Here is a 21,066-nt window from a genome sequence, read left to right as displayed (position 1 = left end):
ATCCCTTGCGCAAGGCACCTGGTCAGGTTTGCGTCATCGCGTGACACGTGCCCTGTTGGCGCGGGGAAAGGCAAGGAACGAGTGGGTTTTCAGTTCAGCTCGTTGCGGTAGTGGTGCGCCTCCGTTCGGTACAGGCCGCGGCGCAGTTCCACCGGCTGGTCGTCGTAGGTGCGCGCCAGGCGCTCGACGCTCAGCAGGGGGTGCCCCACCTCGACGCGCAGCAGGCTGGCAACAGCCGGGTCGGCCGCCACTGCCCGCAACTTCTCTTCGGCCCGGATCATGCGGACGCCGAATTCCGTCTCGAAGAACCCATACATCGGGCCCTTGTATTCGCTCATGCGTTCGGCCGTGAGGCCTTTGTACAGGTGTCCGGGCAGCCAGATGTCGTCGAGCACGACGGGCTGACCGGAGAAATGAAGCACGCGGCGCACCTCGAAGACCATGTCGCCGGCCTTGAGCCCCAGGGGACGGGCGATGTCGGCGGGCGCGCGCAGGCGGCGGCAATCAAGCAGTTCGCGCTTGACGGCGCCATTGGGATCGGGTTTGTCGGGCGTGAGGCGCAGGAAGCGCCATTGCACCTTCTCTTCGGCGTGCGTGGCCACGAAGGTGCCCTTGCCCTGGCGGCGAACCAGCAGGTTCTCCTGCGCCAGCTCGTCAATGGCCTTGCGCACCGTGCCCTGGCTGACCTTGAAGCGGGCGGCCAGTTCCATCTCGCTGGGTATGGCCTCACCGGGGCGCCATTCGCCGGCCTGCAGGCTGCGCACGATCAAGGACTTGATCTGCTGGTACAGGGGGCTGAAGGAGGGGCCGGCGATGGTGATCTGATCCCCTTCGCCAGCAGGGGGCGGCGATGCTTCCACAACGGAGGAGGCTTGAGGGGTTGAAGACACTGGCGGGCTGTCCGGGGTCGGGGTATAACGGCGGCGATACGCGATGTATCCGTAGGCGTTGGGGCTGGCTTGTGGCAGACCCGCAGGCGCACCGGGTAGGTGCGGGCTGCATTGCACCACAAAACCCCTGCCGCAGTCCAGACGAAATCCAAAAGATGTCTTATATAAGACATAAGAAGAATACCCCATCGGGCTGTCACCTAGCCCCGTGGCGCGCTACACTCAAGGGTTGTCGCTAACCCTTCACCTCACCAATCTCCGGAGTTGCCCATGAGCAAAGCACCCGTTCGCGTCGCCGTCACCGGCGCCGCTGGCCAAATCGGCTACGCCCTCCTGTTCCGCATCGCCTCGGGCGAAATGCTGGGCAAGGACCAGCCCGTCATCCTGCAACTGCTGGAGATCCCCGACGAGAAGGCCCAGAACGCGCTCAAGGGCGTGATCATGGAGCTGGAAGACTGCGCTTTCCCGCTGCTGGCCGGCATCGAAGCCCACTCTGATCCCCTGCAAGCCTTCAAGGACACCGACTACGCCCTGCTGGTCGGCGCCCGTCCCCGTGGCCCCGGCATGGAGCGCGCCGACCTGCTGGCCGCCAACGCCCAGATCTTCACGGCTCAAGGCAAGGCCCTGAACGCCGTGGCTTCGCGCAACGTGAAGGTGCTGGTCGTCGGCAACCCCGCCAACACCAACGCCTACATCGCCATGAAGTCGGCCCCGGACCTGCCGGCCAAGAACTTCACCGCCATGCTGCGCCTGGACCACAACCGCGCTGCCTCGCAGCTGGCCGCCAAGACCGGCACCAAGGTTGGCGACATCCGCAAGCTGACCGTGTGGGGCAACCACTCGCCCACGATGTACGCCGACTACCGCTTCGCCACCACGAACGGCAAGTCGATCAAGGACCTGATCAACGACCAGGTCTGGAACGCCGACACCTTCCTGCCGACCGTGGGCAAGCGTGGCGCCGCCATCATCGCCGCACGTGGCCTGTCGTCGGCTGCCTCGGCCGCCAACGCCGCCATCGACCACATCCGTGACTGGGCCCTGGGCTCCAACGGCGAATGGGTCACCATGGGCGTGCCCTCGAACGGCGAATACGGCATCCCCAAGGACATCGTGTTCGGCTTCCCCGTCACCACGCAGAACGGCGAGTACAAGATCGTCGAAGGCCTGGAGATCGATGCCTTCTCGCAAGAAGCCATCAACAAGACCCTGGCCGAGCTGCAAGGCGAGCAAGACGGCGTCAAGCACCTGCTGTGATGCATTGAGCTGACGGGCGTGGATCAAGGTCCACGCCTCGGATGGCGCAAGAAAAACCGGCCCCACGGCAACGTGGCGCCGGTTTTTTCATGCCCGCATCGTGCAGGCGTGCGTGTTCAGGCCGGCAGCTTGAACACCGAGACCACACGGGCCAGGGTATCGGCCTGGTCTTTCAGGCTCTCGGCGGCGGCGGCCGATTGCTCCACCAGCGCGGCGTTCTGCTGCGTCATGTCGTCGAGCTTGCTCACGGCGGAGTTGACCTGCCCGATGCCGCTGGACTGCTCGGACGACGCCGTGGTGATCTCGCCGATGATGCCGGCCACGCGCTGCACGGAGTCGACGATGGTCTGCATGGAGGCGCCGGCATCCTTGACCAGGGTGGAACCGGTGTCGACCTTGTCCACCGACGCGCCGATGAGCGTCTTGATCTCACGGGCGGCCTCGGCCACGCGCTGCGCCAGGGCGCGCACCTCGGCCGCCACCACCGCGAACCCCCTGCCCTGCTCACCGGCACGGGCGGCTTCCACGGCCGCATTGAGCGCCAGGATATTGGTCTGGAAGGCGATGCTGTCGATGACGCCGATGATGTCGACCACCTTGCGCGAGCTTTCGCTGATCTCGTCCATGGTGCTCATGACCTGGGTGACCACGGTGCCCCCCTGGGTGGCGGCGGATGCAGCGCCTGCGGCCAGTTGATTGGCGGTGCGCGCAGCATCGGCCGTGTGCTGGATCGCGCCGGAGATCTGCTCCATCGATGAGGCTGTCTGCTCCAGGCTGGAGGCTGCCTGCTCGGTGCGGCCGGACAGATCCTGGCTGCCGGCGGCCACTTCGCTGCTGGCCGTCTTGATCGAATCGGTGGCGGCACGCACGTCGGTCACGATGTTGCGCAGGGAGCGCTGCATGCTGTCCAGGCCGTGGAGCACGTCGGCCACTTCATCGCGACCATCGGCATTGAGGTTGCGCGACAGATCACCCGCCGCGATGGCCTGGGTAGCAGCGGCAGCGCGGCGCAGCGGCACGGTCACCGAGCGGGAGATCAGCCAGGCGCACAGGCCACCGGCCAGCAGGCACAGCACTGCCAGGAACACGAGCAGCATCTGCGCATGGCCCACGGTGGTCTGGGTGTCGGCGGTATGGCGGTCGGCCAGTTCGCGCTGGTGCACCTGGTAGTCGTGGATGGCGGCGATGTAGCGCGTGGCCGCCGGCATCAGCTGGCTGCTCAGCGCTTCCTTGGCGCCAGGGTCATCCAGCTCCAGCAGCTGGAAGATGGCGTCGCGCGAGGTGATGTAGGTCTTGCGCCGCGCGGCGATCTCCTCGAACTTGGCTTTCTCGTCACCGGGCTCCGCCGTGGACTCCAGCCCCTTCTGGATGGTGGTGATCTCGGCGGAGGTCGCCTTCATGAGGGGTGAGAAATGCTTCTCGACGTCATCGTTGCCACCGGATTCGGCGATGGCCAGCGTGCGGTTGACGTTCAGCTGCGTGAGGCCTTCCCAACGCAAGGCCTCGCGAGCACGCTCCTGGGCATGCCCGTTGGCCTGGATGTTGCCCAGCGTGTGCCCCAGGCGTTCCCAACCGATCGCGGCGATCAGGGCCGCCAGCACAAGCACCGCACTGAAGCCCACCCCGAGTCGGGCGCCCAGCTTGAGCTGATTGAGTTTCATGGACAAGGTCACCTCGGTAATGTTGTTGTTCGCGGGCCGACCTGTCTGCAACGATGCCAGGGCGCCCGCCTTCCTGACTCATCACACTATCGGCACTTTTACCGAAAACCGTAGGGTTTCCGGCGCCGCAGGGGCCAGGCACTGATCTGCGTCAGCGGCCGGGACATGGTGAGCCGACGAAGAGCCGCACTGGCATACTGCCCCCAGAACACATCAACACCCGCCTTTTGCAGACGCCGCGCCCGATGTCCACCCTCACCGCCATCCACCCTCGCCAGGCCCTGTTCGGGGCCGAAGCGCCTGCCGCCGTGCTGCCCGTGTGCGACCACTACGCCGGGGTGGAGGCGCGCATGCGCAAGAGCCTGGCCCTGCAGGCCGACCTGGGAGGCAAGGCGGGCCACGCCGTGTTCGACGTGACGCTGGACCTGGAGGATGGCGCCCCCGTGGGCGGCGAGCATGAGCAGGCCCTGCTGGTGGCCGAGCTGGTCAATAGCAAGGCCAATGCCTTCGACCGGGTCGGTGTGCGCGTGCATGACCCGCGCCATGAGCGCTTCGAGGACGAGGTCGACACGCTGATCAAGCTGGCCGGGCAACGGCTGGCCTATGTGATGGTGCCCAAGCTGGGCGATGCGCAGGAGGCCGCCCGAGCCATCGACACCATCAAGGCGGCCCGGCTGCGGCATGGCGTGGGGCGCGTGGTGCCCGTGCATGGCCTGATCGAGACACACAAGGCCCTGCAGCAGGTGGGCGAGATCGCCGCCCTGCCCGGGCTGGAGTCGCTGTCTTTCGGGCTGATGGACTTCGTCTCGGAGCACCGGGGCGCCATCAGCGCGGCCGCCATGGGCGTGCACGGCCAGTTCAGCCACCCGCTGGTGCTGCGCGCCAAGCTGGAGATCGCCGCCGCCTGCCATGCCGCACGGATCACGCCTTCTCACTGCGTGGTCACCGAGTTCAAGGACGCCCACGCGCTGGCCAAGGCCGCCGAGAAAGCCTGCCGCGAACTGGGCTACACGCGCATGTGGAGCATCCACCCGGACCAGATCCCGGTGATCGTCGATGCCTTCGCGCCCGTGGTGGCCGAGGTGGACGATGCGGTGGAGATCCTGAGCGCCGCGCAGGCCGCCCACTGGGCGCCCACCTCGCACCGGGGCGTGCTGCACGACCGGGCCAGCTACCGGCACTACTGGTACGTGCTGGAACGGGCCTGGCTGACGGGCCAGCCGCTGCCAGCGGAGATCGAGGCGGCGTTCTTTCCGACGGCCTGAACGCCTGCCTGCTCGTCCACCTGATACGCCCGGAGCCTGAACAGGCGCCCCAGCCAGGCTCAGCCCCGCACTTGATTCTGTCGGATCTGTGTCGCCACCTTCTCGGCCATCATCAGGATCGGCGAGTTGGTGTTGCCGCTGGTGATGGTGGGCATGGCCCCGCCGTCCACCACGTGCAGGCCGGCCACGCCCTGCACACGCAACTGGCTGTCGAGCACGGCCATCGGATCGCCCTCGCGGCCCATGCGGGTGGTGCCCACGGGGTGGAAGATGGTGGTGGCGATGTCGCCGGCCAAGCGGGCGAGTTCCTCGTCCGTCTGGAACTGCACACCGGGCTTCCACTCCTCAGGGTGGTAAGGCGCCAGGGCTGGCTGGGCGGCGATGCGCCGCGTGACGCGCAGTGAATCGGCCGCCACCTGGCGGTCCTCGGGCGTGGCGAGGTAGTTGGGCGCGATGGCGGGCGCATCCTCGAAGCGTGGGCTGGTGATGCGCACCGAGCCCCTGCTGGTGGGGTTGAGGTTGCACACGCTGGCGGTGAAGGCGGGGAAGGTGTGCAGCGGCTCGCCGAAGGCCTCCAGGCTCAGCGGCTGCACGTGGTACTCCAGGTTGGCGTGCGCGCGAGAAGGATCGCTGCGGGTGAAGGCGCCCAACTGGCTGGGGGCCATGCTCATGGGGCCGCTGCGCTTGAGCAGGTACTCCAGCCCGATGCGGGCCTTGCCCCAGGTGGTGCCGGCCAGCATGTTGAGCGTGGGCACGCCCTGCACCTTGAAGACGGTGCGGATCTGCAGATGATCTTGCAGGTTGGCGCCAACACCAGGCGCGTCTTTCAGCACCGGCAGGCCCAGGCTTCGCAGCAGCTCGCCAGGGCCGATGCCCGAGAGCTGCAGCAACTGGGGCGAACCGATCGCGCCCGCGCACAGCAGCACACCTTGCTCCGCGTGGACGGTGACCAGCTCGGTGCCCGTCCACACCTGCGCGCCGGTGCATCGCAGAGTGCCATCAGGCACGGCCTCGAACAGCAGGCGGCTGGCCTGGGCACCCGTCCATTGCTCGAAATTGGGCCGGGCATAGCAGGTGGGCCGTAGGAAAGCCTTGGCCGCGTTCCAGCGCAGGCCCTTGCGCTGGTTGACATCGAAGTAGCCCACGCCCTCGTTGTCGCCCCGGTTGAAATCGCTGGAGGCCGGGATGCCGGCCTGCTGCATGGCCTGCGAGACCGCATCGAGCAGGTCCCAGCGCAGGCGCTGCTTCTCGACACGCCACTCGCCGCCCGCGCCATGCAGGTCGTCGGCGCCCTTGTGGTAATCCTCATGGCGCTTGAAGAAGGGCAGCACCTGGTCCCAGCGCCAGCTGTCGTCGCCCGTGGCCTCGGCCCAGCGGTCGTAATCGCGAGCCTGGCCGCGCATGTAGATCATGCCGTTGATGCTGGAGCTGCCGCCCAGCGTCTTGCCACGTGGGTAGCGCAGCTTGCGACCGTTGAGCCCCGGTTCGGCCTCGGTCTGGTAGAGCCAGTCGGTGCGCGGGTTGCCGATGCAGTACAGGTAGCCCACCGGGATGTGGATCCAGTGGTAATCGTCCTGGCCGCCGGCCTCGATCAGCAGCACCCGCTTGGTCGGGTCGGCCGACAGGCGGTTGGCCAGCAGGCAACCGGCCGTGCCGGCACCGATGATCACGTGGTCGAAAGTGTTGTCGTGACTGCTCATGGTGCGGCCCATCCTACGCGATGCCGCGGTGGGTTCGGCACCTGGCCGCCCCAGCTTGTCCGATTCGCGGTAGGCTGGCGGTATGGACACCCTCTTGGTCTGCGCCGGCAGCGAAGTGAAAGGCGTCGAGCTGGATGCCGGCTCGGCAGGCGTGGTGCATGTGCGCTTCTCGGCCGCCTGCGTGCAGCGGGTCGCGCCAGGGGCGCTTCGCCCTGCCGAGGAGGGTTACCTGCGCCCGCTGGAGCTTGTGTTTCATGGCGCCCAAGTCGAGGGCGATCTGCCTGCCGCGCTGGGCACGCTGGCTGAGGCGGAACTGCAGCACCGAGGCAAGCCCTGGCGTCAGCCGTTGCTGCCTTTGCGCCTGCAAGGCGGCGTCAGCGCCGAACTGGTGTTTCGCAATGGCACCGTGCTGCGGATCAAGGCTGAATCGGCCAGTTGCGCCCCAGGGCCCGGGGCGGTGTTTCAAGAATCCCTGGCCTGCTGAAACACGCAGCACCGGCTGTCGGCCAGCGTCCGTTGATGCCTGTGTGAGGCCCTAGGTATCCAGCGCCTTGAGCTTGCGCCAAAGCGTGGTGCGGCTGATGCCCAGCCGCTCGCTGGCCTTGGCGCGGTCACCGCCGCAATCGGCCAGCACGGCCAGGATCTCATCTCGCTCGGCTTGGGCATGGCGCTGGCGCAAGGCAGGCGCGGGCAGTGCAGGCTTGTCGGCAACGCGGCTGACCGCCGGTACCGGCTGCCCCACACCCGAAACGCCAAACAGCTCCGGTGCCACGGACCTCAAGAACACTTCGGACTGTTGCGATGACAGGGCCTCTGCCCCCGGCTGCGCGAGCGGCCCCGCATAGGCCAGCAGGCGCTCGATCAGGTTGTCCAACTCGCGCACATTGCCCGGCCAGTGGTACTGCACGGCCTGCGCCGTGAGCGCATCGATCAGAGGCTGGGCGCGCACCACCGGCAAGCCCAGGCGCGCGCAAGCCCGCAGTTGCAGCGCGTTCGCGATAGAGGGCACGTCCTCGATCCGCTCTCGCAGCGAGGGCATGTCGATGCGCAGGATGTTGAGGCGGTAGTACAGATCGAGCCGGAACAAACCCTGGTCCACCTGGGCCATCAGGTCACGGTGGGTGGCGGCGATCACGCGCACATTGACCGGCGTGGGCTCGGTGGCGCCCACACGCAGCACCTCGCGCTCCTGCAGCACGCGCAGCAGCCGGGTCTGCAGGGTCACAGGCATCTCGCCCACCTCATCGAGGAAGATGGTGCCGTTGTGCGCGGCCTCGAACAGGCCGATCTTGCCGCCGCGCCGTGCACCGGTGAAGGCACCCTCTTCGTAGCCGAACAGCTCGCTTTCGAGCAGGCTCTCGGACACGGCGGCGCAGTTCACCGCCACGAAGGGCATGTCGCGCCGCTCGCTGGCGCGGTGGATGCCCTGGGCGATCAGTTCCTTGCCAGTGCCGCTCTCGCCGATGATCAGCACGGTGGCGGGGCTGGCGGCGCAGCGCCGCGCCAGTAAGCGCACATGGGCCATCGCGGAGCTCTGGCCCAGCACCTGGTCCAACTCGTAGCGGGGCGTCTCGGCCTGGGGCTTGATGCGCGCGCGGATATGGCGGTCCACCCGCTGGATGGAGATCGGATCCTGGCAACTGAGCACCGCGCCCGTCAGCACGCCCTGCTCCACGATGGGCATGCGGTTGACGATCAGCGCCTTGCCTTTCACACGCTCGATGCGCTCCAGCTCGGGCGCGGCCAGGCGCAAAGTGTTCTGCAGGCCCAGCTCGGGGCAGACCTCGCTCAGGCGGCGGCCCAGCCAGGCGCCGGGCTGCACGCCCAGCAGTTGCGCCATGGCCGGGTTCAGGGTCTGGATGCGCTCCTCACGGTCCACGGCGATCACGCCATCGCTGAGCTGCGTGAGGATGGCGTTGAGGCGCTCGCGCTTGGCCTGCTCGATGCGGGCAGCGCGGGCCACTTCGACCGCATCGTCCAGCGCCTCGCGCACGGCATCGGCCGAATAGAGGAACATGCCCGTCAGGCCCATCTGGTCGGCCAGATCGGCCACCAGGCCGGAACCCACGAACACCTGCGCGCCGGCGCCATGCAGTTCGCGCACGGTGGCCCGAGCCTCGTCCTCCGTGCGGTAGGTGCGCTGCGTCACGCCCAGCTCGAACAGCTCGCCGTAGGGCGACAGGTCCGGCAGCATACCCTCGTAGGTCACCAGGCCCACATGCGACGACAGGCGCTTGGCCCGCGCCAGCGCCTGCATCAGATCGAAGCCGCCCACCTTGACCAACACCACCGGCATCTCCAGGTGCTGGCGCAGGTAGGCGCCATTGGAGCCGGCCGAGACCACCACGTCCACCGGGCGGCTGGCCTGCAGCTCATGCACACGGTTGACGGCCTGCTCGAAGCCCATGTCCAGCACCTCGACCGTGGCCATGGTGTGGAAGTCAGGCGCCAGCTCCTGAAGCATCTTGTTGAGGCGCCGGTAGCCCACCGCGACGATGCGCGGGGCGGCAGGCAGAGAGGTGGCAGGCGACAGCAAAGGCGCACTCATGGGCGTGATCGTTTCAGACGTTTCAAAGTCAACGTCTCATGATGTTTCAATATTGAAACACAACACCTGAAACACTGGCAAGGCCTTTGCGACAAGCGCATGAAATACCCTTGTGAATCAAGCCCTTGCCAAGCACAACAGCCAGGCGCACCATCGCCCCGGCACCCTGGCACACCCGTTGCGTTGTGTAGTCCCAATTCCGCCAGCCCCGCTGACAGCCCCTTCCCTTCTGGAGACACCACCCCATGGCCACCCTGTCCCCCGGCGCCCGCTTTCGCCAAGCCCTCAAGGAAGAATCGCCCCTGCAGGTGATCGGCGCCATCAACGCCAACCACGCCCTGCTCGCCAAGCGCGCCGGCTACAAGGCCATCTACCTGTCGGGCGGCGGCGTGGCCGCGGGCTCGCTGGGCCTGCCCGACCTGGGCATCAGCGGCCTGGAAGACGTGCTGATCGACGTGCGCCGCATCACCGATGTGTGCGACGTGCCCCTGCTGGTCGACATCGACACCGGCTTCGGCCCCAGCGCTTTCAACATGGCCCGCACCGTCAAGAGCCTGATCAAGGCCGGCGCCGCCGCCTGCCATCTGGAAGACCAGGTCGGTGCCAAGCGCTGCGGCCACCGCCCGGGCAAGGAAATCGTGTCGACCGATGAGATGGTCGACCGCGTGAAGGCCGCCGTCGATGCCAAGACCGACAAGGACTTCTTCATCATCGCCCGCACCGACGCCATCCAGGTGCACGGCGTGGACGCCGCCATCGAGCGCGCCATCAAGTGCGTCGAAGCCGGCGCCGACGGCATCTTCGCCGAGGCCGCCTACGACCTGCCCACCTACGAGAAGTTCGTGAAGGCCGTGAAGGTGCCCGTGCTGGCCAACATCACCGAATTCGGCCAGACGCCGCTGTTCAGCGTGGAAGACCTGCGCCCCACCGGCGTGGGCATGGTGCTCTACCCGCTCAGCGCTTTCCGCGCCATGAACAAGGCCGCCGAGGCCGTCTACACTGCGATCCGCCGTGACGGCCACCAGAAGAACGTGGTCGACCTGATGCAGACGCGCGAAGAGCTCTACGACCGCATCGGCTACCACGCCTTCGAGGGCAAACTCGACGCGCTGTTCGCCGCCAAGAAGTAATCCCACAACGCTTGCCTCAACCTCATCCGGAGACACAGTCCATGAGCGCTACCCCCCCGACCACCGAAGGCACGACACCGGGCTTCAAGCCCAAGAAGTCCGTCGCCCTGTCCGGCACCGCCGCCGGCAACACCGCGCTGTGCACCGTCGGCCGCACCGGCAATGACCTGGCCTACCGCGGCTACGACATCCTGGACCTGGCCACCACCACCGAGTTCGAAGAGATCGCCCACCTGCTGGTGCACGGCAAGCTGCCCACCGTGGCCGAACTGGCCACATACAAGGCCAAGCTGAAGGCGCTGCGCGGCATCCCCGCCGGCCTGAAGACCGCGCTGGAGCAACTGCCCCCGTCGAGCCACCCGATGGACGTGATGCGCACCGGCGTGTCCGTGCTGGGCTGCCTGTCGCCCGAGAAGGACGACCACAACCACCCCGGCGCCCGCGACATCGCCGACAAGCTGATGGCCTCGCTGGGCTCGATGCTGCTGTACTGGTACCACTACAGCCACAACGGCAAGCGCATCGACGTCGAGACTGATGATGATTCGATCGGCGGCCACTTCCTGCACCTGCTGCACGGCGAGAAGCCCCGCGCCAGCTGGGTGAGCGCCATGCACACCTCGCTGATCCTGTACGCCGAGCACGAGTTCAACGCCTCGACCTTCACCTCGCGCGTGGTGGCCGGCACGGGCTCGGACATGTACTCCGCCATCACCGGCGGCATCGGCGCCCTGCGTGGCCCGAAGCACGGTGGCGCCAACGAAGTGGCCTTCGAGATCCAGAAGCGCTACGACAACCCCGATGAGGCCGAGGCCGACATCCGCGCCCGCGTCGAGAAGAAGGAAGTCGTGATCGGCTTCGGTCACCCCGTCTACACCGTGAGCGACCCGCGCAACGTGGTCATCAAGAAGGTGGCGGAAGACCTGTCCAAGGAACAGAACAACCTGAAGATGTACAACATCGCCGAGCGCCTCGAGTCGGTGATGTGGGAAATCAAGAAGATGTTCCCGAACCTGGACTGGTTCAGTGCCGTGAGCTATCACATGATGGGCGTGCCCACCGCGATGTTCACCCCGCTGTTCGTGATCGCCCGCACCAGCGGCTGGTCCGCCCACGTGATCGAGCAGCGCATCGACGGCAAGATCATCCGTCCGTCGGCCAACTACACCGGCCCGGAAGATCAGAAGTTCGTGCCGATCAAGGATCGCAAGTGATCTGACCCCACGGTGGCGCCAACGGGCGCCACCTTGCATTTCAGGCCCGTGCCAAACGCCTGTTGGCTGATGCACGGGCCGCGCTGACAAGACCTCAGCCGTCCCCACGCTCTTTGGTTCCAGCCCCGCTTCCGCCGAACCGATTCAGCCCCACCGCCCCAGCCATGAACACCCAGTACCGCAAGCCCCTGCCCGGCACAACGCTCGACTACTTCGATGCCCAAGAGGCCGTTGACGCGATCAAGCCCGGCGCCTGGGCCACCCTGCCCTACACCTCGCGCGTGCACGCCGAGAACCTGGTGCGCAAGGCCGATCCCGGCATCCTCACGCAATCGCTGACGCAGCTGATCGAGCGCAAGCGCGACCACGACTTCCCGTGGTTCCCCGCGCGCGTGGCCTGCCACGACATCCTGGGCCAGACCGCACTGGTGGACCTGGCCGGCCTGCGTGACGCCATCGCCAAGGAAGGCGGCGACCCGGCCAAGGTGAACCCCGTGGTGCCCGTGCAGCTGATCGTGGACCACTCGCTGGCCGTGGAGTGCGGTGGCTCCGACCCCGACGCTTTCCAGAAGAACCGCGACATCGAAGAGCGCCGCAACGAAGACCGCTTCCACTTCATCAACTGGACGAAGGAAGCCTTCAACAACGTCGACGTGATCCCCGCGGGCAACGGGATCATGCACCAGATCAACCTGGAGAAGATGTCTCCGGTGATCCACAACGAGAAGGGCCTGGCCTACCCCGACACCTGCGTCGGCACCGACTCGCACACACCGCACGTGGATGCGCTGGGCGTGATCGCCATCGGCGTGGGCGGCCTGGAAGCCGAGAACGTGATGCTGGGCCGCGCCTCGTGGATGCGCCTGCCCGAGATCGTCGGCGTGGAGCTGAGCGGCAAGCGCCAGCCCGGCATCACCGCCACCGACGTGGTGCTGGCCCTGACCGAGTTCCTGCGCAAGAGCAAAGTGGTCGGCGCCTATTTGGAGTTCTACGGTGAAGGCGCTTCGAGCCTGACATTGGGCGACCGCGCCACCATCTCGAACATGGCCCCTGAATACGGCGCCACCGCCGCCATGTTCAGCATCGACGAGCAGACCCTGGAGTACCTGCGCCTCACCGGTCGCAGCGAAGAACAGGTCAAGCTGGTCGAAACCTACGCCAAGCAAGGCGGCCTGTGGTCCGACACCTTGAAGGGCGCCGTCTACGAGCGCACGCTGAGCTTCGACCTGTCGACCGTGGTGCGCAACATGGCCGGCCCGTCGAACCCGCATGCCCGCGTGGCCACAGCCGACATGGCCGCCAAGGGCATCAATGGCCCCTGGAGCATGCCGGCCGAAGGTGAAGGCACGATGCCCGACGGCGCCGTGATCATCGCCGCCATCACCAGCTGCACCAACACCTCCAACCCGCGCAACGTGATCGCGGCCGCCCTGCTGGCCCGCAATGCCAACAAGCTGGGCCTCACGCGCAAGCCCTGGGTGAAGTCTTCGCTGGCCCCTGGCTCCAAGACGGTCGAGCTGTACCTGAACGAAGCCGGCCTGATGGGCGATCTGGAAAAGCTCGGCTTCGGCATCGTGGCCTTTGCCTGCACCACCTGCAACGGCATGTCGGGCGCGCTGGATCCGGTCATCCAGAAGGAAATCGTCGACCGCGACCTGTACGCCACCGCCGTGCTCTCGGGCAACCGCAACTTCGACGGCCGCATCCACCCGTATGCCAAGCAGGCCTTCCTGGCCTCGCCGCCGCTGGTGGTGGCCTACGCGATCGCCGGCACCATCCGCTTCGACATCGAACGCGATGTGCTGGGCGTGGTCCAAGAAAATGGCATCAGCAAGGAAATCCGCCTGAAGGACATCTGGCCGAGCGACGAAGAGATCGACGCCATCGTCAAGGCCAGCGTCAAGCCCGAGATGTTCCACAAGGTCTACGAGCCGATGTTCGCCATCACGGCCGAAAGCGGCGAGAAGGTCAGCCCGCTGTACGACTGGCGCCCGCAGAGCACCTACATCCGCCGCCCGCCCTACTGGGACACCGAAGGCGTCGGCGCCCTGGCCGCCAACCCGCGCACGCTCAAGGGCATGCGCCCGCTGGCCATCCTGCCGGACAACATCACCACCGACCACCTGTCGCCCTCCAACGCGATCATGATGAACTCGGCCGCCGGTGAGTACCTGCACAAGATGGGCGTGCCGGAGGAAGACTTCAATTCCTACGCCACGCACCGCGGCGACCACCTCACCGCCATGCGCGCCACCTTCGCCAACCCCACGCTCAAGAACGAGATGGTGCGTAAGGAAGACGGCAGCATCAAGGCCGGTTCGCTGGCCCGGATCGAGCCCGAAGGCAAGGTCGTGCGCATGTGGGAGGCCATGGAAACCTACTACGACCGCAAGCAGCCGCTGATCATCGTGGCCGGCGCCGACTACGGCCAGGGCTCCTCGCGTGACTGGGCCGCCAAGGGCGTGCGCCTGGCCGGCGTGGAAGCCATCGCGGCCGAAGGCTTCGAGCGCATCCACCGCACCAACCTGATCGGCATGGGCGTGATGCCGCTGGAGTTCAAGCCGGGCACCAACCGCCTGACCTTGCAGCTGGACGGCACGGAAACCTATGACGTGGAAGGTGCATTGACCCCGCGCGCCGACCTCACGCTGGTGATCAACCGCAAGAACGGTGAAGTGGTCAAGGTGCCCATGACTTGCCGCCTGGACACGGCTGAAGAGGTGTCCGTGTACGAAGCCGGCGGCGTGCTGCAGCGCTTCGCGCAGGACTTCCTGGCCGAGAACAAGGCCGCTGCCTGATGCGGCACAGCGGACAACCATCGTCAGCGCCATGAACGGACTCATCCTCCTCAAGCTGACGCTGGTGCCCGCGCTGATCGCGGCTGTGCCCCTGGCAGGCCGCCGCTGGGGGCCGGCCGTAGCCGGCTGGCTCTCGGCCTTTCCGGTGGTCGCCGGCCCGATCCTGCTCTTCATGGGCCTGGAGCAAGGCCCGACCTTCACGGCCACGGCCGCTGCCGGCACCTTGACCGCCGTGCTGGCCAATTTGGCCTTTGGCATCGCCTATGCGCAGGCTGCTTCGCGGCGACATGCCTGGCCGATCAGTCTGGTCGCGGGTTGGGCGGCTTACGCACTGGTCGTGGCAGCCTTGAGCATCAACGCACGGCCGCCTATGGCGTACATGGCCATCGTGGTGTTGATCGCGTTGGGGACTGCGCCGCTCCTGTATCCCAAGCCACCGGTCGCCTCGCACGCTTCATCACCGCTGCGTACCAAAGGTGATCTGTGGCTGCGCATGCTCGCAGGTGCCCTGCTCACCGCCACGGTCACGCATCTGGCATTCCACATCGGCCCCACGCTCAGCGGCATGCTCGCCATGTTCCCCGTGATGGGCTCCGTGCTGGCCGTCTTCACCCATCGGCATGAAGGCGCCATTGCCACCATCCGGCTGCTCAAGGGCATGGTGCTGGGCTACTACGCCTTCAGCGCGTTCTGCATCGTGCTGGCGATCACGCTGCCCTCATGGCCGCTGGCCTCGTCCTTCGCGACAGCCCTGCTCATCGCCCTGTCCATTCAAATCATCTCTCGCCTGGCGCTGCAACACGGCCTGCCTGGCCCCGCACTCTGGAGTCCATCGAAATGAGCCACCCCGCACAGATCAAAGTCCCCGCCACCTACATCCGTGGCGGCACCAGCAAGGGCGTGTTCTTCCGCCTGCAGGATCTGCCCGCCGCCTGCCAGGTGCCCGGCGAAGCGCGCGACAAGCTCTTCATGCGCGTGATCGGCAGCCCCGATCCCTACTCGGCCCACATCGACGGCATGGGCGGCGCTACCTCGTCCACCTCCAAGTGCGTGATCCTGTCCAAGGCCAGCGTGCCCGACCACGATGTGGACTACCTCTACGGCCAGGTCTCGATCGACAAGCCCTTCGTGGACTGGTCCGGCAACTGCGGCAACCTGTCCACCGCCGCGGGTTCGTTCGCCATCCACGCCGGCCTGGTCGATCCCTCGCGCATCCCTGACAACGGCGTGGCCGTGGTCCGCATCTGGCAGGCCAACATCAAGAAAACCATCATCGCCCACGTGCCCGTGACCAACGGCCAGGTGCAGGAAACCGGTGATTTCGAGCTGGATGGCGTGACTTTCCCCGCCGCCGAAATCGTGCTCGAGTTCATAGACCCGTCCGACGATGGCGACGAAGGCGGCTCGATGTTCCCCACCGGCAACCTGGTCGATGACCTCGAAGTGCCCGGCGTGGGCACCTTCAAGGCCACGATGATCACCGCCGGCATCCCCACCGTGTTCGTCAACGCCAAGGACATCGGCTACACCGGCACCGAATTGCGCGAGCAGATCAACAGTGATCCCGCCGCACTCAAGCGCTTCGAGGCCATCCGCGTCGCCGGCGCCCTGCGCATGGGCCTGATCAAGACGCCCGAGGAAGCCGCCACGCGCCAGCACACACCCAAGATCGCCTTCGTGGCACCGCCCACCACCTACACGGCCTCCAGCGGCAAAACCATCGACGCCGGTGATGTGGACCTCCTGGTACGCGCACTGTCCATGGGCAAGCTGCACCACGCGATGATGGGCACGGCGGCAGTCGCCATCGGTACCGCCGCCGCCATTCCCGGCACGCTGGTCAACCAGGCCGCAGGCGGTAGCGAGCGCGAAGCCGTGCGCTTCGGCCACCCCTCCGGCACCTTGCGCGTGGGTGCCCAGGCCAAGCTGGTCGATGGCCAGTGGACGGTCACCAAGGCCATCATGAGCCGCAGCGCCCGCATCCTGATGGAAGGCGCGGTGCGCATCCCCGGCGACACGTTCTGAGGCCACGCGCCAATGCTCTGCCCAGCCGGCCGATAGGCCCTGGGCAAGGCCCAAACCAGAAACACACGGTTACGAACGCGGTTCAGGCCGTTCAGTCAAAACCCGGAAGACCCCGTCCTCCGGGTTTTTTCACGTCCAGCGGGCACGATTCAACCCTCACAATAGCCCTCGCGACGATTGCGCCGCGCCGAAGGACTTCTGCCGTGACCCCGATGACCCGCCACACCACCCTCTCGCTTTCCGCCATCACCGCCCAGGCTCGTCGTGTGCGCCTGATCTCGCTGTCGCTGGGCGCCCTGATCGGCATCGGCGCCACCGCCTACCTGCCGCAGGCCCACGCCGCCGCGGCCACCGAGCCCACGGGCATCAAGGCCCCGGCCAAGCCCGTCGGCCCCTCCGTGAAGGAGCGCAAGGAACGCCGCGCCAAGACCGCCAAGAAGGCCGTCATCGTGGGCGGCGCCGCAGCCGCAGCCATCGAAACCAAGCTGGCCCCGCTGCCCGAAGCCTCCCACGAGCAGATCGCCGCCGCCCAGCACGTGCTGATCGGCAAGTACGAGTGCGAGTTCAAGAAATCCGTCCTGGTCGACCGCAACGACGCCAACCCCGGCTACGTCAACCTGACCGAAGGCCGCCAGGTGTGGGTGATGAAGCCCGTCGTGTCCTCCACCGGCACCATCCGCCTGGAAGACACCCGCGGCGAAGCCCTGATGCTCCAGATCGCCACCAAGTCCATGCTGATGAACGTGAAGACGGGCCAGCGCATGGTCGATGGCTGCATGCACGAAGTGCAGCGCGTGGCCATGGAGGAAATGAGCCGCAATCCCAAGCCCTCGGTGTTCAACCTCGACGGCAACAAGGCCGCGGCCCCCACCGCCCCCTGATCCGGGCGCCGGCGCCACGCCGGCAGCCAGGCACCGCCATCACGGCGCCCCACCGCGGGCGCCGTTGTCGTTTCCATCGCCGCATTCATCGTCGTTTTGGCCGAGCCACGCCCTCTGGTGGACGCCGCTGCGCCCCCCTGATGCATGCGCGCGCCACCCGCGCCCAATAAGGCAACCCAATTGAGTGTTTTGTCGCCATAGAGGTGGCAATCCCCCCTCTGGTAAGCGAGAATAGCGGTCTGCACAGAAATTGCATCCTCGTGAGCGTTCCTGTGCCTTTCCTGTGGCTTTTGGCGCGCGCCCTCCGCCCACGATGCGGAAAACTCGCTCCGAAGCTTCCGCTTGATCTTTGCCCTTCCCTACCCCAGGTGAACACCATGTTGCAAGCCTATCGCCAACACGTTGCCGAGCGCGCCGCGCTGGGCATTCCCCCTCTGGCCCTGTCCGCAGCCCAAGTTGCTGAGCTGATCGAACTCATCAAGAACCCGCCCGCTGGCGAAGATGCGTTCCTGCTGGACCTGCTGACGCACCGCGTGCCCCCGGGCGTGGACGACGCCGCCAAGGTGAAGGCTTCCTTCCTGGCCGCCGTGGCCCATGGCGACCTCACCGTCGGCCTGATCAGCAAGGCCAAGGCCACTGAACTGCTGGGCACCATGGTGGGCGGCTACAACGTCAAGCCCCTGATCGATCTGCTGTCCGACGCCGAAGTGGGCGCCGTGGCCGCCGATGCGCTCAAGAAAACCCTGCTGATGTTCGACTCGTTCCATGACGTGTCCGAACTGGTCAAGGTCGGCAACGCCAACGCCAAGGCCGTGATGCAGTCGTGGGCCGACGCCGAGTGGTTCACCACCCGCCCCAAGGTCGCCCAGAAGATCACCGTGACCGTGTTCAAGGTGCCTGGCGAGACCAACACCGACGACCTGTCGCCCGCTCCGGACGCCTGGAGCCGCCCCGACATCCCGATGCACTATCTGGCGATGCTCAAGAACACCCGTCCCGACGCGGCCTTCAAGCCCGAAGAAGACGGCAAGCGCGGTCCGATGCAGTTCATCGAAGACCTGAAGCAAAAGGGCAACCTGGTCGCCTACGTCGGCGACGTGGTCGGCACCGGCTCTTCGCGCAAGTCCGCCACCAACAGCGTGATCTGGGCCACCGGCGAAGACATCCCCTTCGTGCCCAACAAGCGCTTCGGCGGCGTCACCCTGGGCGGCAAGATCGCCCCCATCTTCTTCAACACGCAGGAAGACTCCGGCTCGCTGCCCATCGAAGTGGACGTGACCGCGTTCGAAATGGGTAACGTGCTCGACATCTACCCGTACGAAGGCAAGATCGAGAAGAACGGCGCCGTCGCCGCCAACTTCGAGCTGAAGTCGCAAGTGCTGCTGGACGAAGTGCAAGCCGGCGGCCGCATCAACCTGATCATCGGCCGCTCGCTGACCGGCAAGGCCCGTGAGTTCCTGGGTCTGCCCGCCTCCACCGAGTTCCGCCTGCCCCAGGCTCCGAAGGACACCGGTAAGGGCTTCACCCTGGCCCAGAAGATGGTTGGCCGCGCGGTTGGTCTGCCCGTCGTGGGCGGCAACCAGCAAGGCGTGCGTCCCGGCACCTACTGCGAGCCCAAGATGACCACGGTCGGTTCGCAAGACACCACCGGCCCGATGACCCGCGACGAGCTGAAGGACCTGGCCTGCCTGGGCTTCTCGGCTGACCTGGTCATGCAATCGTTCTGCCACACGGCTGCCTACCCCAAGCCCGTGGACGTGAAGATGCACCGCGAGCTGCCTGCCTTCATCAGCAACCGCGGCGGCGTGGCCCTGCGTCCTGGCGACGGCGTGATCCACTCGTGGCTGAACCGCCTGCTGCTGCCCGACACCGTCGGCACCGGTGGCGACTCGCACACCCGCTTCCCGATCGGCATCTCCTTCCCGGCCGGTTCGGGCCTGGTCGCCTTCGGCGCCGCCACCGGCGTGATGCCGCTGGACATGCCCGAATCCGTGCTGGTGCGCTTCAAGGGCACGATGCAGCCCGGCGTCACCCTGCGTGACCTGGTGCATGCCATCCCCCTGTACGCCATCAAGGCCGGTCTGCTGACCGTGGCCAAGGCCGGCAAGAAGAACATCTTCTCGGGCCGCGTGCTGGAAATCGAAGGCCTGCCTGACCTGAAGGTCGAGCAAGCGTTCGAGCTGTCCGATGCCTCGGCCGAGCGCTCCGCCGCCGGTTGCACGATCAAGCTCAACAAGGAGCCCATCGCCGAGTACCTGACGTCGAACATCGTTCTGATGAAGAACATGATCGCCGACGGTTACGCCGATGTCCGCACCCTGGAGCGCCGCATCAAGGCCCAGGAAGCCTGGCTGGCCAACCCCGAGCTGCTGGAAGCCGACAAGGACGCCGAGTACGCTGCCGTGATCGAGATCGATCTGGCCGACATCAAGGAGCCCATCGTCTGCTGCCCGAACGACCCGGACGATGCCAAGTTCCTGTCCGAAGTGGCCGGCACCAAGATCGACGAAGCCTTCATCGGTTCGTGCATGACCAACATCGGCCACTTCCGCGCCGCCGGCAAAGTGCTGGAAGGCAAGAAGGACATCCCGGTGCGCCTGTGGGTGGCCCCGCCCACCAAGATGGACGCAGCCGAGCTGACCAAGGAAGGCTTCTACAACACCTTCGGCACCGCTGGCGCCCGCACCGAAATGCCCGGCTGCTCGCTGTGCATGGGCAACCAGGCCCAGATCAAGGAAGGCTCGACCTGTATCTCCACGTCGACGCGCAACTTCCCGAACCGCCTGGGCAAGAACACCAACGTGTTCCTGGGCTCCGCCGAGCTGGCCGCCGTGGCCGCCAAGCTGGGCAAGTTGCCGACGCCGGCCGAGTACCTGGCCGAGACCGGTGTGGTCACCGCCAACGCGGACAAGATCTACCAGTACATGAGCTTCGACAAGATCGAAGAGTACGTGGAGACCGCCAAGACCGTGAAGGCTGCCTGATGCCAGCCTCGCGCTGAAGCACAGAGGCCCTGCGCCTCTGGCAATCAGTGCAAAACGGCCCGCCCGGAGTGATCCGGCGGGCCGTTTTTCTTGTTTTCTCAATTTTCATCCTCCGTTTATTTTTTGTCATCAAGCATCAATCAGGGCTACAGTCTTCCAATAAGCTGACCGAAAACCACGTTAATCCATTGATGGGAAGGGAGTTCCCATGGACGTCAACGCATCAGCCATTGCCGGCATCAGCCGTGCCACCCGCCCTGTTTCCAGCGACACCCAGATCGCTGTGCTGCAACGCCGCCTCGAGGCGTTGGACAAGCAGCGCGCGAGTGCCGCGTCCAGCAGCGATGAAACCGCCTCGTTCCGAATGCAGGCACTGACCGCACAGGTGGGCCTGCTTCAGACCCAGATCGGTCAGTTGCAGCAGGCTGTCGCCAGTGCTGCAGCTCAGCAAAGGGCAGCGGTGGAACCAGCGGACGACGAGAATGCTCAGCCCTCGCCGGACAACGACACGGTGAGTGCACAGCCCCCCCAGGAGCCTTCGCAGCCCCTGCGATCGGCCCAGGCCGCCAGGGCGCCAGAGCCCCCGTCCGGGCAAGCCAGCCTGGTCGATACCGGCCAGGATGCGGCCAGTGCCCAGCGAGATGCCGCCGCCGTGGCCCGTGCCCGCGCGGATGGTTCGCTGGTCGGCTCCAACGTCGACACCTACGTCTGAA

At 66.5% G+C, this 21,066-nt stretch carries 15 protein-coding genes; 11 read left to right on the top strand and 4 right to left on the bottom strand.

Going from position 1 to position 21,066, the window contains the following annotated elements; translation table 11 throughout:
* Window positions 1-89: 89 nt before the first annotated feature.
* Window positions 90-890 carry a GntR family transcriptional regulator gene (locus WAQ08_RS18140; protein WP_422193530.1) on the bottom strand — a complete coding sequence of 267 codons (801 nt, stop codon included), beginning with the start codon at window positions 888-890 and terminating at the stop codon, window positions 90-92.
* Window positions 891-1,160: 270 nt separating this feature from the next.
* Between WAQ08_RS18140 and WAQ08_RS18135 the strand changes: the two genes are divergently transcribed.
* Complete coding sequence (locus WAQ08_RS18135; protein WP_422193529.1) at window positions 1,161-2,147, top strand: malate dehydrogenase; 987 nt, start codon at window positions 1,161-1,163, stop codon at window positions 2,145-2,147.
* A 116-nt stretch (window positions 2,148-2,263) separates the two neighbouring features.
* Here WAQ08_RS18135 and WAQ08_RS18130 read toward each other — a convergent pair whose 3' ends face one another.
* Window positions 2,264-3,808 (bottom strand): methyl-accepting chemotaxis protein, encoded by a 1,545-nt coding sequence (locus WAQ08_RS18130; RefSeq protein WP_422193527.1) that lies wholly within the window; start codon window positions 3,806-3,808, stop codon window positions 2,264-2,266.
* A gap of 245 nt (window positions 3,809-4,053) precedes the next feature.
* Between WAQ08_RS18130 and WAQ08_RS18125 the strand changes: the two genes are divergently transcribed.
* Complete coding sequence (locus WAQ08_RS18125; protein WP_422193525.1) at window positions 4,054-5,073, top strand: HpcH/HpaI aldolase/citrate lyase family protein; 1,020 nt, start codon at window positions 4,054-4,056, stop codon at window positions 5,071-5,073.
* A gap of 59 nt (window positions 5,074-5,132) precedes the next feature.
* Here WAQ08_RS18125 and WAQ08_RS18120 read toward each other — a convergent pair whose 3' ends face one another.
* Window positions 5,133-6,773 carry a GMC family oxidoreductase gene (locus tag WAQ08_RS18120; protein WP_422193523.1) on the bottom strand — a complete coding sequence of 547 codons (1,641 nt, stop codon included), beginning with the start codon at window positions 6,771-6,773 and terminating at the stop codon, window positions 5,133-5,135.
* Window positions 6,774-6,855: 82 nt separating this feature from the next.
* Here WAQ08_RS18120 and WAQ08_RS18115 point away from each other — a divergent pair, with 82 nt between their 5' ends.
* On the top strand, window positions 6,856-7,257 hold the full coding sequence (locus WAQ08_RS18115) for a hypothetical protein (RefSeq protein ID WP_422193521.1): 402 nt from the start codon (window positions 6,856-6,858) through the stop codon (window positions 7,255-7,257).
* 51 nt (window positions 7,258-7,308) lie between these two features.
* On the opposite strand, the gene prpR is transcribed toward WAQ08_RS18115, so the two are convergent.
* Window positions 7,309-9,321, bottom strand: coding sequence for a propionate catabolism operon regulatory protein PrpR (prpR, locus tag WAQ08_RS18110; protein ID WP_422193519.1), 2,013 nt, complete (start codon window positions 9,319-9,321; stop codon window positions 7,309-7,311).
* 245 nt (window positions 9,322-9,566) lie between these two features.
* Here prpR and prpB point away from each other — a divergent pair, with 245 nt between their 5' ends.
* From prpB to WAQ08_RS18070, 8 genes are all read left to right on the top strand, one after another.
* Complete coding sequence (gene prpB, locus WAQ08_RS18105; protein ID WP_422193517.1) at window positions 9,567-10,451, top strand: methylisocitrate lyase; 885 nt, start codon at window positions 9,567-9,569, stop codon at window positions 10,449-10,451.
* 41 nt (window positions 10,452-10,492) lie between these two features.
* Window positions 10,493-11,665, top strand: a complete 1,173-nt coding sequence (gene prpC / locus WAQ08_RS18100) for a bifunctional 2-methylcitrate synthase/citrate synthase (RefSeq protein WP_422193515.1) — start codon at window positions 10,493-10,495, stop codon at window positions 11,663-11,665.
* Window positions 11,666-11,829: 164 nt separating this feature from the next.
* Window positions 11,830-14,463 carry a Fe/S-dependent 2-methylisocitrate dehydratase AcnD gene (gene acnD / locus WAQ08_RS18095; RefSeq protein ID WP_422193513.1) on the top strand — a complete coding sequence of 878 codons (2,634 nt, stop codon included), beginning with the start codon at window positions 11,830-11,832 and terminating at the stop codon, window positions 14,461-14,463.
* Window positions 14,464-14,494: 31 nt separating this feature from the next.
* Window positions 14,495-15,304 carry a hypothetical protein gene (locus tag WAQ08_RS18090; protein ID WP_422193511.1) on the top strand — a complete coding sequence of 270 codons (810 nt, stop codon included), beginning with the start codon at window positions 14,495-14,497 and terminating at the stop codon, window positions 15,302-15,304.
* A complete protein-coding gene (gene prpF, locus WAQ08_RS18085; RefSeq protein ID WP_422193509.1) occupies window positions 15,301-16,488 on the top strand; it encodes a 2-methylaconitate cis-trans isomerase PrpF in 1,188 nt (395 codons plus the stop codon). Before WAQ08_RS18090 ends, prpF begins: the two co-directional genes overlap by 4 nt.
* 203 nt (window positions 16,489-16,691) lie before the next feature.
* Window positions 16,692-17,369, top strand: a complete 678-nt coding sequence (locus tag WAQ08_RS18080) for a hypothetical protein (RefSeq protein ID WP_422193507.1) — start codon at window positions 16,692-16,694, stop codon at window positions 17,367-17,369.
* Between the two features lie 377 nt (window positions 17,370-17,746).
* A complete protein-coding gene (gene acnB / locus WAQ08_RS18075; RefSeq protein WP_422193506.1) occupies window positions 17,747-20,353 on the top strand; it encodes a bifunctional aconitate hydratase 2/2-methylisocitrate dehydratase in 2,607 nt (868 codons plus the stop codon).
* Between the two features lie 208 nt (window positions 20,354-20,561).
* Window positions 20,562-21,065, top strand: coding sequence for a hypothetical protein (locus WAQ08_RS18070; protein ID WP_422193504.1), 504 nt, complete (start codon window positions 20,562-20,564; stop codon window positions 21,063-21,065).
* Window position 21,066 lies beyond the last annotated feature (1 nt).

The organism is Aquabacterium sp. (assembly GCF_049274795.1).
Taxonomy (GTDB): domain Bacteria; phylum Pseudomonadota; class Gammaproteobacteria; order Burkholderiales; family Burkholderiaceae_C; genus Aquabacterium.
This window is presented reverse-complemented; position numbering and strand designations above follow the sequence as displayed.

Bases quoted from the DNA above. Each gene is read 5' to 3' on its own strand.
- WAQ08_RS18135 (WP_422193529.1), top strand. From the start codon at position 1,161: ATGAGCAAAGCACCCGTTCGCGTCGCCGTCACCGGCGCCGCTGGCCAA.
- WAQ08_RS18130 (WP_422193527.1), bottom strand. From the start codon at position 3,808: ATGAAACTCAATCAGCTCAAGCTGGGCGCCCGACTCGGGGTGGGCTTC.
- WAQ08_RS18125 (WP_422193525.1), top strand. From the start codon at position 4,054: ATGTCCACCCTCACCGCCATCCACCCTCGCCAGGCCCTGTTCGGGGCC.
- WAQ08_RS18120 (WP_422193523.1), bottom strand. From the start codon at position 6,773: ATGAGCAGTCACGACAACACTTTCGACCACGTGATCATCGGTGCCGGC.
- WAQ08_RS18115 (WP_422193521.1), top strand. From the start codon at position 6,856: ATGGACACCCTCTTGGTCTGCGCCGGCAGCGAAGTGAAAGGCGTCGAG.
- prpR (WP_422193519.1), bottom strand. From the start codon at position 9,321: ATGAGTGCGCCTTTGCTGTCGCCTGCCACCTCTCTGCCTGCCGCCCCG.
- prpB (WP_422193517.1), top strand. From the start codon at position 9,567: ATGGCCACCCTGTCCCCCGGCGCCCGCTTTCGCCAAGCCCTCAAGGAA.
- prpC (WP_422193515.1), top strand. From the start codon at position 10,493: ATGAGCGCTACCCCCCCGACCACCGAAGGCACGACACCGGGCTTCAAG.
- acnD (WP_422193513.1), top strand. From the start codon at position 11,830: ATGAACACCCAGTACCGCAAGCCCCTGCCCGGCACAACGCTCGACTAC.
- WAQ08_RS18090 (WP_422193511.1), top strand. From the start codon at position 14,495: ATGAACGGACTCATCCTCCTCAAGCTGACGCTGGTGCCCGCGCTGATC.
- prpF (WP_422193509.1), top strand. From the start codon at position 15,301: ATGAGCCACCCCGCACAGATCAAAGTCCCCGCCACCTACATCCGTGGC.
- acnB (WP_422193506.1), top strand. From the start codon at position 17,747: ATGTTGCAAGCCTATCGCCAACACGTTGCCGAGCGCGCCGCGCTGGGC.
- WAQ08_RS18070 (WP_422193504.1), top strand. From the start codon at position 20,562: ATGGACGTCAACGCATCAGCCATTGCCGGCATCAGCCGTGCCACCCGC.